This is a genomic window from Marivita sp. GX14005 (genome assembly GCF_023370775.1).
Classification (GTDB): domain Bacteria; phylum Pseudomonadota; class Alphaproteobacteria; order Rhodobacterales; family Rhodobacteraceae; genus Marivita.
The window spans coordinates 1110155-1124998 of record NZ_JAMCCQ010000001.1; the positions used below are offsets into that span (position 1 = coordinate 1110155).

Below are 14844 nucleotides of genomic sequence, written 5' to 3' on the forward strand. Positions count from 1 at the left end.
AAATTTGTGGCGGCTCGTCCGCCGACTGGGAGACAGACATGGACGGAAACGATCTTGGCGATATCGGCAAATGCCCGGTGATGCATGGCACGACGCGCGGGCGGACGAACCGCGACTGGTGGCCGAACCAGCTGAATGTCGGGATCCTTCATCAGAATTCCTCGAAATCGGACCCGATGGGCGAGGGGTTCAACTATGCCGAAGCCTTCAAGACGCTGGACCTCGATGCGGTCAAAGCTGACATCAAGGCCCTGCTGACGGATTCGAAGGACTGGTGGCCGGCCGATTACGGCCATTACGGCCCTTTGATGATCCGCATGGCGTGGCACAGCGCCGGCACCTACCGCACCGCAGACGGTCGCGGCGGCGCAGGATCGGGATCGCAACGCTTCGCGCCGCTGAACAGCTGGCCCGATAACGGCAATCTCGACAAGGCGCGGCGCTTGCTTTGGCCGGTGAAGCAGAAATACGGCCGGGCACTGTCCTGGGCGGATTTGTTCATCCTCGTCGGCAATGTCGCCATCGAATCGATGGGCGGCAAGGTTTTGGGCTTCGGCGGCGGACGCGAAGATATTTGGGAGCCCGAACAGGATATCTACTGGGGGTCCGAAACCGAGTGGCTGGCGACCAGCGACAAGGAAGGCAGCCGCTATTCCGGTGATCGGATCATGGAGAACCCGCTTGCCGCGGTGCAAATGGGCCTGATCTACGTCAATCCCGAAGGGCCGGACGGCAACCCCGATCCGCTCGCCTCGGCGCATGACATTCGCGAGACTTTCGCGCGGATGGCGATGAATGACGAGGAAACCGTTGCGCTGGTGGCAGGGGGCCACACGTTCGGCAAGGCGCATGGCGCCGGCGATGCCGGTCTCGTCGGTGCAGAGCCCGAGGGCGCGCCGATGGAAGCGATGGGACTTGGCTGGACATCGACCCACGCGTCGGGACGGGGCGTCGATGCAATCACCAGCGGTATCGAAGGCCCGTGGTCCCCCACGCCGACAACTTGGGACATGAGCTATTTCGACGTGCTGTTCGGCTATGACTGGGAACTGACCAAGAGCCCGGCCGGCGCCTATCAGTGGCAGGCCAAGGATCTTGCCGAGGAGCATCGTGCGCCGCAGGTCGATGGCAACGGAACCGTCCCGCTGATGATGACCACGGCCGACATGGCGATGCGGATGGACCCGGATTACGAAAAGATCTCGCGACGGTTCCACGCCAATCCCGATGAGTTCGCGGACGCGTTCGCACGCGCCTGGTTCAAGCTGACGCATCGCGATATGGGGCCGATCCAGTGCTATCTCGGAGATGACGTTCCCGAGGAGCGGATGATCTGGCAGGATCCGATCCCGGCCGTCGATCACCGGCTGATCGACGATGTCGATATTGCGTCCCTCAAGGAAGCGCTGCTGACCTGCGGCCTAAGCAAGAGCGATCTGATCAAGACGGCCTGGGCGTCGGCATCGACCTTCCGCGCCTCCGACAAGCGCGGCGGCGCGAATGGCGCACGTATTCGCCTTGCTCCGCAAAAGGATTGGGAGGCGAACGAACCGGAGCTTCTGGCCAAGGTCCTCGACACTCTCGGTAAGCTGAAGGAAGAGTTCGACGGCGATCAATCGGACGGCAAGAAAGTGTCGCTCGCCGATCTGATCGTGCTGGGCGGATGCGCAGCGATCGAAGCGGCAGCCAAGGCCGGCGGTCATGATGTGACGGTTCCCTTCACGCCGGGCCGGATGGATACGACTGACGAGCTGACCGATGCCGCGTCGTTCGATGTGCTCGAGCCCCTGGCAGACGGGTTCCGCAACTACCAGAAGAAGGCGTTCAACCGTCCGGCCGAGGAACTGTTGATCGACAAGGCGCATCTCCTTGCCCTGACCGCACCGGAGATGACGGCGCTTGTCGGGGGCTTGCGGGTCTTGGGTGCCAATCACGGCGGGGCCAAGGACGGCGTGTTCACCGAAAATGTCGGCACGCTGAGCAACGATTTCTTCGTCAACGTGCTCGATATGGGCACCGAGTGGAAGAAGACCTCCGACGACGAGACGCATTTCGAGGGCCGCGACCGCGCCACGGGCGAGGTGAAGTGGAGCGCAACGCGCAACGATCTGGTCTTTGCGTCGAACTCCCTGCTGCGTGCCGTTTCGGAAGTGTATGCAGCCGAAGATGGCGAGGAGGAATTCGTCGAGACCTTCGTGAAAGCTTGGGCGCATGTAATGGATGCGGACCGTTTCGATCTGACGTGACCGCAGACCGATCCTTCGGGATCGCAGCACTGCATAGGGGGCGGCCGACATGGCCGCCCCCTTTTTTTGCGCAAGAGACACGGAGAAGCGTCTCGAATTTTAAGTGTTAAGAAAAGGTTCACGTCCGCCTGCTAGTCTTGGAACCGGGTGTTAGGAAAGGTAGGGATATGACGACGCGCAGGAATGCCGCGCCGGTCATCATCAAGCGAAAGAAGATCATCAACGAAGCGGGGCATCACGGCGGCGCCTGGAAGGTCGCCTACGCCGATTTCGTGACCGCGATGATGGCTTTTTTCATGCTGATGTGGCTGTTGAACGCGACCACGGAGAAGCAGCGCAAGGGCATCGCCGATTACTTCAGCCCGACCGCCCCGATCAGCCGGTTGTCGAGCGGATCCGACGGGATGATGATGGGTGAAAGCGTATTCGCGGCCGACGTTCTGCCGCGCATGGGCGTCGGCGCAAGCTCGCTGCACGAAAGCACCGGGGACGCATCCGGCGGCGGTCTCGAAAAGGCCGACGATACGGATGAGCAAACACAGGCGTTCCAGAAGGTCGAGGATGTTCTTCTCGGGCTAGGCGGCGAGACCATGCTGGAGGACAACTGGCTCCGCCATGTCGTCACACGCATTACCGATGAAGGACTTGTTCTGGAGTTTTTCGACACTCCGGGTGAGCCCCTTTTCTCAGACGGTGCCGAACCGACGGAACTGACGCACCAGATTGCCTATGCCGTGCGCGAGGCGAGCCGCATGTTGATTAACGAGGTCGCGGTGGAAGGGCACGTTGCCGAGGTGCCTATCATTCGACTTGTCGATCCTGTCTGGGACTGGTCCTCTGACCGCGCCTTCGTATTTGCCCAACTCCTTGAGGATTATGGATTTTCAGAGGATCGCATCCGCCGCGTAACGGCTTATGGCGATAGGGAGCCGCTTGTGGATAACACGATGTCGGAACGGAACAACCGGCTCGAGGTCATCTTTTTGAGATACTGACGGGTGTTGAAAGAAGGTCGAATTTTATCTGTTAGGGTATCGTTAAATCCATCGCGCTAGACCTGTCGAGGCAAAAAGCCAATACAAGCGAAAGGCGCTATATGTCGATTTCTTCCTCTCTCAGCGCAGGCGTTGTGGGTCTTGCGTCCAACGCGACCCGTCTGGCCACGATTTCGGACAATATCGCGAATTCGCAAACCCCAGGATACAAGCGGGTGGAGGCGAATTTCCATTCAATGGTCGTCACCTCCGGGGGCGGCGCCTACACGGCGGGCGGCGTTCGCACCACGACCCAGCGCTATATCGATCAGAACAGCGCTGTGACGACGACATCGAACCCGACCGATCTGGCCGTGAGCGGGCGAGGCTTTTTGCCGGTGGCCCAGGCGACCGAGGTTCTCGCGGGCGCCGAATCGCCGCAGATGTACCTGACGACGACCGGCTCGTTCCGGACTGACGCCAACGGGTACCTGCGCACCGCTTCGGGGCAGATGCTTCTTGGATGGCCCGCGGACCTGGACGGGAGCATACCGGATTATCCCCGCGCGACGAACGAGGCGCTTGAGCCTGTCCGCGTTAATGTCAATCAGTTCAGCGGGGAGCCGACCACCCGAATCGAGCTTGGGATCAATCTGCCCGCAACGGAAACGCAGAACGGCGCGTCCGGTGATCCGTTGACCCAATCCATCGAATATTACGACAACTTGGGGCGCGCCGAAACGCTGGAATTCACGTTTACTCCCAATGTGACGGCCCCCGGAACATCGAACCAGTGGACGATCCAGATCGCCGACAGCTCTGATCCCGCGACAGTCATCGGCGAATACACGCTGCAATTCGACGATGCGCGCACCCTTGGCGGAACCCTTCTAAGCGTGACCGACACCACGGGCGGACCTTATGATCCGGCAACCGGGACGCTGACCGTGACAACGCCGAGCGGTCCGATCGACATCGATATCGGGCGCCCCGGCGCGAATGAAGGCCTTTCTCAACTTTCCGACATTTTCGCGCCCTTCAACATCAGCCGCGATGGCGCGCCGGTTGGCAAGGTCACATCGGTCGAGGTGGATGAAACCGGGCTCGTCAACGCCTTCTACGATACCGGAACGACCCGCACGCTCTATCAGGTACCGCTGGTCGATATTCCCAATCCGAATGGCATGGCCGCTGTCGGAAGCCAGCTTTACATGCCGACGCCGGAAAGCGGCAGCTATTTCCTGTGGGATGCCGGGAACGGCTCTACCGGTGACATTCTGTCATTCGCGCTGGAAGAGTCTGCAACCGATATCGCCAATGAGCTGACGGAACTGATTCGCACGCAGCGCGCCTATTCCTCCAACGCGAAAGTTATCCAGACCGTTGATGAGATGTTGCAGGAAGCAACGAACATCAAACGGTAATCCAATGGCTGAAAAGGAAACCTCATGAGCCTTTCCGGTGCACTTTCCAACGCGATCAGCGGACTGACCGCGAACGCGCGCGGCACGAGCGTCATTTCCGCGAATATCGCGAATGCGCTGAACGAGGGATACGCGCGTCGCGACGTCGTTTTAGCGACCGATGCCAACCAATCTTCGGGCGGTGTGCGAGTGGTGGATGTCCATCGCAACGCCAATCCCGTATTGGCCCATGAAAAACGCCTGGCTCTCGCGGAAAAGGCCGGAGCCGGCGTTTCCAGCGCCTTCGCGACAGGGTTGGAACGCCTTTGGGGCAGCGTGGATCAGCCCGGATCGGTCGCCGAAAAACTCGTTCGCTTCGAAACGGCGATCCTGTCGGCGGCCGCGGACCCATCCGCATCGGTTCGGCTGCGAAATGTGGGGCATGCGGCTGAAGCATTCGCGGGCGCGTTGCGAAATGTCAGTAACGGGATCGCGCAGGCCAGAACGGATGCCGACAACCATATCGCCGATGCCGTGGATCAAATGAATCGCGCGCTTTCCAACATCGATGATCTGAATGATAGTATCATGTCGGCGCGGCATCAGGGCCAGGATACTCTGGGCCTGATGGACCGTCGCGAGGCCGAGCTGGAAAAGCTCTCGCAATTTGTTCCGCTTCACGTTGTCGAACGCGACAGCGGCGCGGTCGCGGTGTTTTCGTCAAACGGCCGCACGCTTCTCGACACGCGCGCCGTGGAAGTGAGTTTCGAAAAGCAAAGTGCCGTTCTTCCGCATATGACGCTGGGGAACGGCCTTCTGTCCGGTCTCAGGATCGACGGTAAACCCGTGGATGTACAAAAGCTGCAGGGCGGATCCTTGTCTGCTCATTTCGATCTGCGCGACAATCAAGCCGTGAAAGCGCAAGCGACGGTTGACGCGATCGCGCGCGACGTTATCGAACGTTTCGGCCCGGGCGGACCTGATCCCACCGTAGCTACCGGAATACCGGGGATCTTCACAGACCAAGGGGGCATTTTCGTTCCCGCAAGCGAACCCGGACTGGCAGGCCGCATCGAACTCAATGCGAATCTAAGCGCGACCGGCTCTGACCCGTGGCGCTGGAGGGATGGATTGAATGCGCCGGGTCAGGGCGACGTCGGAAACTCCGATCTTCTTCTGGCGCTGAAGGCACAGATAGATGTCCCGCGAACGCCGGGTTCCGGATCTCTGCCAGCCTCAGCCGTTTCACTTACCTCTCACGTTCACAACACGTCGACAGCGGTCGCGGCTGAACGTGTGAGGGCGATCGATGATGCCGGGGCGGCGGAACAAAAACTGGATATCGCCCGCCAGGCGGTCGCGTCGAATGGCGTAAACACGGATCAGGAGCTGCAAAAACTGATCGAGCTCGAAAAATCCTATGCAGCCAATGCGCGCGTCGTTCGGGTCGTCGACGATATGCTTTCGGAACTGCTTGGAATATAGGGAGAATATCGATGCGCGCAATCGGAGATCTAGCATCCTTCATCATAAAGAGCAGGTTTCAAACGAACTTGCAGAATGCTGCAGAGACTTCAGCCAAAACTGCAACAACCGGTATCGTCGAAGACAAGGCCAAACATCTCGGTGGTGCGACGCTGTCATTATCGCTACTGGAGAGAAAGTCGACGCTTCTGCAGCAACACAAACGAGGCATTGACGAAGCGAATGTCATTGCGTCGGCGACCCAACTGGTCATGGGGAAAATTCAGGACCGAACGGAAAACCTTGTGAATTCCCTGAGTCTGGAGTCGCAGCTTCAGACTGACAATGGGGTCAAGGCACTGTCACGCGACGCAAAAAGTGTTTTTCTAGACACCGTCGCGAATTTGAACACCGAAATTGGGGGTCGTTATTTGTTCGCGGGAACGGCCACGAACCGGCCTCCATTGATTGACGGCGCCGCGCTTCTATCCAACGTTCAATCTTCCTTGGGCGGTGTCGCAACCGCAAATAACGTCAGTCTTGCGGTCGACAATTGGTTCGACTCGGTCGGCGGCGGCTTCGAGGTCTCGGCCTATACAGGATCCACTATCGGTTATCTTACCATACCTCTGGGCGACGACGGCAAAGCGACTTTCGGATTTCGTGCGGATGACCGGACCATTCGTGACAATCTTAAGGCACTGGCGAAAGCCAGCTTGGCTTCGGATCCCGCGCTCGGGTTGAACATCGAAGATCAGAAAGCTCTCCTCGGGCAGGCGCGAGCGGAACTTATTGTCGCAAAGGACAACCTGGTTGCCGAGCGGGGAACGCTTGGCCTGACGGAATCGCGGATTGCCGAAGCGTCCTCTACCGTAGACGAGGAATTGGCGCGATTGGAAATCGACCGCCTGACCCTCGTCGGAGTTGACCAGTTTGAAGAGGTTTCGAAATTCGAGGCCGCGCAAAGCCAACTCGACATCTTTTACCGGGTCGCCGCACGCCAAGGCCGCGCATCGCTTGCGGAGTATCTAAGATGAAACCATTCATTGCTGCCGTGGCATTCGCGCTTGTCGCAACCCTGTCGCAGGCTCAGGGCGTGCGCCTCAAGGATTTAGCGAGTTTTGAGGGCGTGCGGGGGAATGATCTTGTCGGGTACGGCTTGGTTGTCGGGTTGGACGGAACCGGTGACGGGCTGCGAAATTCGCCTTTCACCGAAGATATGATGTCGAATGTACTGGAAAGACTTGGCGTTAACGTCACGGGAGAGCAATTTCGCGCCAAAAACGTCGCTGCCGTCATCGTGACCGGACAGTTGCCACCTTTCGCACGCGCCGGCAGCAAACTTGATGTCACAGTCTCGGCGATCGGCGATGCATCAAGCCTTCGTGGCGGAACACTTGTGATGACACCCATGAACGCCGCGGATGGCAAAATCTATGCGGTTGCGCAGGGTTCGATTATCGCCGGTGGCGTGGTTGCGGAAGGGGATGCCGCCAAGGTCGTGCAAGGTGTTCCCACCGCCGGGAGCATCCCCTCAGGCGCGACTGTGGAACGGGAGGTCGCCTTCCAGTTCGACGAATTGGCGTCCTTGACCATCGCGTTGAAATCTCCTGATTTCTCTACGGCATCCCGCGTGGAAAGGGCGGTCAACACCGCGATCGGTTCACCTATTGCGAGAATGCTGGACTCTGGGACGATTTCAGTCGCTCTGGAAAGGGTCGCGGCCAGCACGCCCGCCCACCTGATTGCGCGAATTGAGAATCTCCGGATCGAGCCGGACACCTTGGCGCGCGTGGTCGTTGATCAACGCTCAGGAACCATCGTTATCAGCGAAAACGTCCGCGTGTCCCGCGTGGCCGTTTCGAAAGGGAATCTCACCTTGACCGTGCAGGAAACTCCTGTGGTCAGCCAGCCGAACCCGTTTTCGGAAGGAGAGACCGTTGTGGTCCCGCGCACCAACGCGGCGATAAATCAAGGCGCGGAAGTTTCCCTGGCGGAAGTACCGGATGGAACGACTTTGTCCGATGTTGTCACCGGATTGAACGCGTTGGGTATCTCGCCGAACGACCTTATCGACATCCTTAAAACAATCAAAGCAGCGGGTGCATTGCACGCCGAATTTGTCGTGATGTGAAGGCAGGAACGGAGACAGCACATGATTGCGACGGCGGGTATTGCGTTTACGTTCATAATGGTGTTCGGCGGCTATCTCCTGGCGGGCGGAAAGTTGGGAATAATCCTTAAATCATTACCCTTCGAGTTGACGATGATAGGAGGGGCAGCTGTAGGTGCGTTCGCCGTCGGGAATACCGTCGACTCCCTGAAGCAAACCGCCAAGGACACATTGAAAGTATTCAAAGGAAGTCATTGGAAAGCAGATGATTACGAAGATCTTCTGAAGGTGATGTACCAGTTGATCGCAGTTTCGCGAAAAAACCCCGTCGCGTTGGAGAGCCATATCGACGCACCTGAAACCTCGGAGATTTTCTCGCAATTTCCCAAGCTGCAAAATGATCATTCAGCCCTGGATATCATTTGCGATACGCTGCGGTCCGCATCCATGAATTACAACGATCCGATGCAAGTGGAAGAGCTGCTTGACAAGAAAATCGAGGAGACCAAACACCATCGCGAACATTCGGTACACGGCCTGCAGTCAATCGCAGACGGCTTGCCGGCCCTGGGGATCGTTGCCGCGGTGCTGGGTGTTATTAAAACCATGGGTTCGATCGATCAGCCGCCTGAAGTTCTCGGAAAATTGATTGGGGGTGCCTTGGTTGGAACGTTTCTGGGCGTTTTTCTGGCCTATTGCCTGGTCGCGCCGTTTGCCGCGAAGGTCAAAGCCGCCGCAGATGAAGATATCAACTTCTATCGGACCATAAAGGAAGTTCTTGTTTCTCACATGCATCAACATCCTCCGAAGATGTGCCTTGAAGTAGCGCGGCAGAATATACCACATCATTTGCGACCAGGATTTTCCGAGTTGGACGAGTCTCTAACAGGAATAAAGATAAATGCTTAAAGTAGCTTTTGTAGCAATCATGCTTTTGATAATGTTCGGAGCATCTAAGGGATCAGCAAACACCGCGATTGTCAGGGGTGGTGAGCACGATAATTTTACGCGGGTAACTTTTTCATTTTCTTCGCCGTTCGACCTCGAATCGTCCAACATAGCCGATCATGCGGTCTCACTGAAAATCTCCCCTCAAGTGAATGAACTCGACATTTCCAGTCTTCACGACCGGCTGCTATATGGACGTGTTGACAACATCGTCAAAGATGACTCTTCAATTGAAATATTAACTACATGTGATTGCGATGCTGAAATCTCGCAGTACAATGCAAGGCTACTTGTTATTGATATATACGACAGGCCCAAATTGCCAAAGCGGATTTTGCAACAGTTTCCGCTCCCTCCGCTTTTGCCGCAGAAAACTACCGCGGATCGTGACTCAGCCAGTATGGAGTTTGAGCGTGTGGACATGTCTTTGATCGATAGGGTGTCTCGAATTGTATCAAGCTCCTTGTCTCTAACGCCAATGATGAAACCTGATATTTCAGCCATCGTTCATGAAGAAATATCAACCACGCCGACGGGTAATGATGACAGCACCGAAGGTGCAATTCGATCGGACTGTACTATGGAAGAGCGCTTTTGGAAGAGGCTTTTTACGGCGGTCGAGGGAGATCCCAAGCAGTCGGTCCGCCAGCGAGAGGCATTATTCACCTTTGATGAGGAAGGCGGAGTCGAACTTGTAGAAGCGATGTATCTTATGTCTCAAGGGTTATTGCATGAAGCCAAAGCTCTGCTCAGCAGCAAAGCAATAAGCGGGCCAGAGCGAGAGAGCGCCGAACAAATTATTATGGTCCTGACAAACGATCATAACGGCAAGGTAAACTGCAAACCAAAATCAGGGTTGGCACTATCATTTACAAGGTGGTTATCGGGCGTAGCGCTTTCAGATGACGAAACGCTGAGGGCGATGCAAGCTTTCTCGAAGCTGACTTTGGGAATGCAGTTGACTCTCGCCGAGTTGGTGAAGGAAAATGAGGCAATCTCACGGTCCGAAGCCGGTACGGCCATTCTTGCCCATCGAGTGGTCGAGAAGGAACTCATGGGGTTGCCGACAAAACGGCGTCAAGGCGACGCTTCATACGCGGAACACGGTGCCGATCCCGATACACTTGCGGCCATTTCCGTAGCCGCGCGGGACACCGAGCATGAAGAAGATGTATCGATAGCTCTTTTTGAAAGCTATCTTGAGGCTGATCGGTTCTTCGATGCGTATGAAATGATGACTGACGTGCCGGATAACAATCATGCCGAGGCAGTTGGGCGACTTCTGGCAAATCTTGCAGAGCACAGCGATCCACTTGCTGTGTTCGAATTTTTGGCCTTGCATGGTGACGATTTCAGCGTGAATAGCCTCTCGCCGGTGATCGTTCGACTGTTAAATGATGGGTTCGATGAGGAGTTGAAGCCACTCCTTGAAAAAAAAGGTGATGTTACTGCCAAGTTTCCGTCGTCGGAGTACCAGAAGGCCAAAAACGAAAATCTCGACGCGGCTGGTTCGCTACTTTCTCCTGAGCCGGGTTTGGAAATTTCGGCGCCGGATACAAAGGCTCCATACGAGGCGCCCACTGTCGAACAGGCAAGACAGCGATTATCCACCGCGTCATCGCTTCGTGAGTCACTGGTCGAACAGTTCCGTGAGTAGGGTCAAACCGATGATCCGCATCAAATGTTGGATTGAACGTAAGTTGCATCGCGCGTCGCACCTCAACTACGCCGGTGCGATCTTTCTGGCACTGAGCGTTATGTTGTGCCCCAGCGGTTCTTTCGCGGCAGCGAGCGAACCGTCGCAATCTCTATTGGTGAATCTTAATTCCATCTCGGATTGGTCTACGCAGCATCCATTCCTCAATGTCATAAAATCCGCTAGGCCTTGGATCGGCCATAAAAATGGCCAGTGGGGGGGTATGACGTTTCACGAACTTCAGGCTATGGGCGCGATCGGTGACAATGGATGGCCGGTATTCGTGCCGCCGGGTCTGCGAAAAGTCGAGGCCCTGCTATTCACCGATCAGCCGGATACAGCGGGTTATCTTGGAGGGCGGTATCATTTGTATTACGATGGGGTTGGGGATATCAGGATAACGGGTTTGGGCGATACCGTCTTAGCGAAAGAAGGGTTCATCGCGTTTGATTATCACCCGGGCGAGGGAGCGGTTGGTATTGCAATCAGTAGCACCGATCGTGACGATCCGGTTCGAAACATTCAGGTGGTTCACGAAAAACACGCCGAGCTCCTGGCGAACGGGAGTGTCTTCAGTCCCGAATGGCTGCGTATAATACGTGATTTTGGCGGGTTTCGGGTTATGGACTGGATGAATACGAATGACTCAACACTTGCCACAACGGATGACCTCGCTTCGCCTTCCGATTTCTCTTATAGCTGGCGCGGGGTTCCAATCGAGGTGATTGTCGAACTTGCAAACAAAACCGGAGCAGACCCTTGGTTTACGATCCCCCATAAGGCCGATGATGATGTGGTGCGGGAAATTGCGACGCGAGTGAAAGACGGTTTGGACCCCCATTTGACCGTTTATGTCGAATATTCCAATGAAATGTGGAACTATATCTTCGAACAGGCGCATTGGGCGAAAGATCGGGCCGAGGCGTTTTGGGGGCCGGTACCGGATGGTTGGATGGAGTTTTACGGGTTGCGTGCTGCCCAGGTCATGGACATCTGGGGCGATGTATTTTCCGAAAACCCGGACCGCTTGAGGCGGGTTGTTGCGGTCCACACCGCTTGGCCTGAGCTCGAGAAGGCAACTCTCTATGGGCCATTGGCGAAGCGAGCGCTTGGGAAAGCGCCAGCTCTGAGTTTCGATGCCTACGCCGTTTCCGGCTATTTCGGACACGAGCTGGGTGACATAAGTGTTTTAAGGCGCATATTGGACGAAAGCGAACACGCGGCAATGCAGGAAGGCGCGAAGAACGGCATTTCCGACACCGCTCTGCGGGAGTTTGTAGGGCAGCGAGGATTTGAGCGGGCGAGCGAAAGAGCGGCTGAAATCGTGAGGCAGGGTTCGCTTTCCTCTTTAATCACCAAGCTCTGGCCATATCATGCGAAGGCCGCGCGGGATGCGGGGCTCGACCTTGTAATGTATGAGGGCGGATCGCACGCCGCAGCGAGGGATCGGGCCGTCAATGAGAATCGCCTGACTGAGTTTTTGACGCGATTCAATTACTCCGACGATATGGGTGAGCTTTATGATCACGCCCTTTCAAGTTGGAGAGAGGTTTCCGACACTCCGTTCAATGTTTTCGTAGATGTCGCACCGCCCAGCAAATGGGGTAACTGGGGTGCGCTCCGGCATCTTGAAGATGACAATCCCAGATGGCAGGCCTTGCGGCGCGCATTGGGCGAGTAGCCTGTTCCACTACAGGCTCGGTTCCTTACAATAGACAATATCTTTCGGCACATGTCGTTCGAAATGCAGCTCATTGGGATGTCTATGCGAACCCATGTCGACAAGCGTAGGAACGTTTTGGCGCCGATTGCGACGGTGATCATACCCGCCTCCAACGAGGAGGCGCATATCGAGGCATGCTTGAGCGCCGTTCTGGCAAGCGATTGGAACCGGAGCGAGGCAATCGAGGTGATCGTGGTGTCGAATGGAAGCAGTGACGGGACTGCCGGCCTGGCGCATCAGATGAGGACTGCGTTTTGCGAGCGCGGGTGGGAACTCCGCGTGATCGAGAGGGAGAAAGGCGGTAAGATCGCGGCGCTCAATGCCGGAGACCGCCTCGCGCGGGGCGGTATGCGCTTTTATCTCGATGCGGATGTTTTGGTCTCGCCTCAGCTCCTGAGCCAATTGCGCGAGGTGCTCGATCGCGCCGAGCCCAGATATGCAAGCGGAAGACTTGAGATTTCGCCGCCTGAAACGCGAATGACCAGATTCTACGCCCGTATCTATGCTAAGGTTCCTTTCATGACGCATGGCGTTCCCGGTGCGGGCCTGTTCGCGGTCAACGCGGCCGGCAGGCTCAGATGGGATGTGTTTCCCGAAATTGTTTCGGACGATACGTTCGTCCGGCTGAGTTTTGCTCCGAGTGAGCGTATTTCGGTCGAAGCGTCCTATCTTTGGCCGATGGTCGAGGGATGGAGCAATCTGGTGCGGGTCCGGCGGCGGCAGGACAGGGGCGTCACGGAGATCAAGACTTTGTTTCCGGAGCTTGTCGGGAATGACGATAAACCGCGTTTCTCGGTTCGGGCCAAAGCGCGGCTCGCGCTGTTGGATCCGATTGGTTTCGCGGTCTATGCCGCGGTTGCCGTCGCGGTGAGATTGGGCGTGCGCCCATCTTCGGAATGGAGCCGCGGGAGATGAACGGATTTGCCGGCAGGCTGCGCGGCGGCTCATTACAAGCGCGTTTCATGCGCGGCTCGCTCTTTACCTTGGGCGGGTACGGCGCGAGCCAAGGGCTTCGTCTGCTGTCGAATCTCGTTCTGACGCGGCTGTTGTTTCCCGAGGCGTTCGGATTGATGGCGCTGGTCGCGATCATCATGCAGGGGCTCGCGATGTTCTCCGATGTCGGCATAAGCCCCGCCATCATGCAATCGAAACGGGGCGATGATCCTGAGTTCCTGGACACGGCCTGGACGATACAGGTGATACGCGGCGCGGTCTTGTGGGTGTTCGCAAGCCTGATCGCCGTTCCGGTCGCCTCGATCTATAACGAGCCTCTGCTTGCCTGGATCTTGCCCGTTTCGGGTTTGAGCCTGCTTGTTTCAGGGTTCAATCCGACGCGTATGGAGACGGCCAACCGCCATCTTCTGCTTGGCCGGTTGACCGGGATCGATCTGGCCGCACAAGCCGCCGGGATCGTGCTCGCCGTAGGTCTGGCGTGGTGGATGCAATCTGTTTGGGCGCTGGTGATCAGCGGCGTGGCAGCCTCCGTGTTGCAACTTGCGGCCTATGATCTCTACCTGCCTGGGAAACGCAATCGGTTCCATTGGGAAAGCGGTGCCGCGGCCGAGTTGATCCATTTCGGGAAATGGATCTTTCTGAGCACGATCTGCGGCTTTATCTACATGCAAAGCGACAAGCTGCTGCTTGGAAAATATCTGCCGCTCGATCAGTTCGGCGTCTATAATATCGGCTTTTTCCTCGCCAGTTTTCCGCTTCTGATGGGCGGTGTCATGACGCGCAAGATGTTGATACCGCTTTATCGCGAGCGGCCGCCTGCGGACAGTGACGCAAATTTTCGAAAACTACAGCGGATGCGCTTCGTCCTGACCGCGGGCATCGTCGCGTTGACGGGTGCGGTTGCGCTGTCGGGCGTGTGGCTTGTGGATACGCTCTATGATGATCGATACGCAATGGCCGGCGCGGTTGTCGTATTGCTCGCTTCCATGCAGATGCCCCAGATCATCGCGCTGACTTACGAGCAGGCCGCCTTGGCAACAGGAGATTCGAGGCGATTCTTCGTGTTGTCCGCCGCCCGCGCCGTGCTGACGGTGAGTTTTCTCTTGGCCGGACTGGCGCTCGGCGGGTTGTTCGGTGCATTGATCGGGATGGGTTTGGCGGGGCTTGCCGCCTATCCGTTCGTAGTGTGGCTGGCGCGCCACGCAGGCGCTTGGGATCCTGCGCATGACGGGGCTTATGCACTTGTCGCGGCTGCGCTCGTCGCGCTGGCGATCTGGTTCAATTCTAACCAAATTTCCGTTCTCGCTGCGCTTTGACGCGGAA

At 57.1% G+C, this 14844-nt stretch carries 11 protein-coding genes; all 11 read left to right on the forward strand.

Annotation, left to right across the window (positions count from 1 at the left end; all coding sequences use genetic code 11):
- Positions 1-38 precede the first annotated feature (38 nt).
- Positions 39-2246: a catalase/peroxidase HPI gene (gene katG / locus M3465_RS05550; protein WP_283254905.1), complete on the forward strand. Its 2208-nt coding sequence runs from the start codon at positions 39-41 to the stop codon at positions 2244-2246.
- A gap of 167 nt (positions 2247-2413) precedes the next feature.
- Positions 2414-3241 carry an OmpA/MotB family protein gene (locus M3465_RS05555; RefSeq protein WP_249500704.1) on the forward strand — a complete coding sequence of 276 codons (828 nt, stop codon included), beginning with the start codon at positions 2414-2416 and terminating at the stop codon, positions 3239-3241.
- A gap of 101 nt (positions 3242-3342) precedes the next feature.
- Positions 3343-4644 (forward strand): flagellar hook protein FlgE, encoded by a 1302-nt coding sequence (locus tag M3465_RS05560; RefSeq protein ID WP_249500705.1) that lies wholly within the window; start codon positions 3343-3345, stop codon positions 4642-4644.
- Between the two features lie 24 nt (positions 4645-4668).
- Complete coding sequence (flgK, locus tag M3465_RS05565; RefSeq protein WP_249500706.1) at positions 4669-6108, forward strand: flagellar hook-associated protein FlgK; 1440 nt, start codon at positions 4669-4671, stop codon at positions 6106-6108.
- An 11-nt stretch (positions 6109-6119) separates the two neighbouring features.
- Positions 6120-7124 (forward strand): flagellin, encoded by a 1005-nt coding sequence (locus M3465_RS05570; RefSeq protein WP_249500707.1) that lies wholly within the window; start codon positions 6120-6122, stop codon positions 7122-7124.
- Positions 7121-8221: a flagellar basal body P-ring protein FlgI gene (locus M3465_RS05575; protein ID WP_249500708.1), complete on the forward strand. Its 1101-nt coding sequence runs from the start codon at positions 7121-7123 to the stop codon at positions 8219-8221. The genes M3465_RS05570 and M3465_RS05575 overlap by 4 nt, the downstream gene beginning before the upstream one ends.
- 21 nt (positions 8222-8242) lie before the next feature.
- On the forward strand, positions 8243-9109 hold the full coding sequence (gene motA, locus M3465_RS05580; RefSeq protein WP_249500709.1) for a flagellar motor stator protein MotA: 867 nt from the start codon (positions 8243-8245) through the stop codon (positions 9107-9109).
- Positions 9102-10805, forward strand: coding sequence for a hypothetical protein (locus M3465_RS05585; protein WP_249500710.1), 1704 nt, complete (start codon positions 9102-9104; stop codon positions 10803-10805). Before motA ends, M3465_RS05585 begins: the two co-directional genes overlap by 8 nt.
- Positions 10806-10815: 10 nt before the next feature.
- A complete protein-coding gene (locus M3465_RS05590; RefSeq protein WP_249500711.1) occupies positions 10816-12525 on the forward strand; it encodes a hypothetical protein in 1710 nt (569 codons plus the stop codon).
- Positions 12526-12603: 78 nt separating this feature from the next.
- The gene (locus M3465_RS05595; RefSeq protein ID WP_249500712.1) at positions 12604-13482 is read left to right on the forward strand and encodes a glycosyltransferase family 2 protein; all 879 of its coding nucleotides are present in this window, start codon (positions 12604-12606) and stop codon (positions 13480-13482) included.
- Positions 13479-14837 (forward strand): oligosaccharide flippase family protein, encoded by a 1359-nt coding sequence (locus tag M3465_RS05600; RefSeq protein WP_249500713.1) that lies wholly within the window; start codon positions 13479-13481, stop codon positions 14835-14837. Before M3465_RS05595 ends, M3465_RS05600 begins: the two co-directional genes overlap by 4 nt.
- The last annotated feature ends 7 nt before the right edge of the window (positions 14838-14844 follow it).

What these genes read in the sequence shown, in the direction of transcription:
- katG (WP_283254905.1), top strand. Translation starts at nt 39, where the DNA reads ATGGACGGAAACGATCTTGGCGATATCGGCAAATGCCCGGTGATGCAT.
- M3465_RS05555 (WP_249500704.1), top strand. Translation starts at nt 2,414, where the DNA reads ATGACGACGCGCAGGAATGCCGCGCCGGTCATCATCAAGCGAAAGAAG.
- M3465_RS05560 (WP_249500705.1), top strand. Translation starts at nt 3,343, where the DNA reads ATGTCGATTTCTTCCTCTCTCAGCGCAGGCGTTGTGGGTCTTGCGTCC.
- flgK (WP_249500706.1), top strand. Translation starts at nt 4,669, where the DNA reads ATGAGCCTTTCCGGTGCACTTTCCAACGCGATCAGCGGACTGACCGCG.
- M3465_RS05570 (WP_249500707.1), top strand. Translation starts at nt 6,120, where the DNA reads ATGCGCGCAATCGGAGATCTAGCATCCTTCATCATAAAGAGCAGGTTT.
- M3465_RS05575 (WP_249500708.1), top strand. Translation starts at nt 7,121, where the DNA reads ATGAAACCATTCATTGCTGCCGTGGCATTCGCGCTTGTCGCAACCCTG.
- motA (WP_249500709.1), top strand. Translation starts at nt 8,243, where the DNA reads ATGATTGCGACGGCGGGTATTGCGTTTACGTTCATAATGGTGTTCGGC.
- M3465_RS05585 (WP_249500710.1), top strand. Translation starts at nt 9,102, where the DNA reads ATGCTTAAAGTAGCTTTTGTAGCAATCATGCTTTTGATAATGTTCGGA.
- M3465_RS05590 (WP_249500711.1), top strand. Translation starts at nt 10,816, where the DNA reads ATGATCCGCATCAAATGTTGGATTGAACGTAAGTTGCATCGCGCGTCG.
- M3465_RS05595 (WP_249500712.1), top strand. Translation starts at nt 12,604, where the DNA reads ATGTCTATGCGAACCCATGTCGACAAGCGTAGGAACGTTTTGGCGCCG.
- M3465_RS05600 (WP_249500713.1), top strand. Translation starts at nt 13,479, where the DNA reads ATGAACGGATTTGCCGGCAGGCTGCGCGGCGGCTCATTACAAGCGCGT.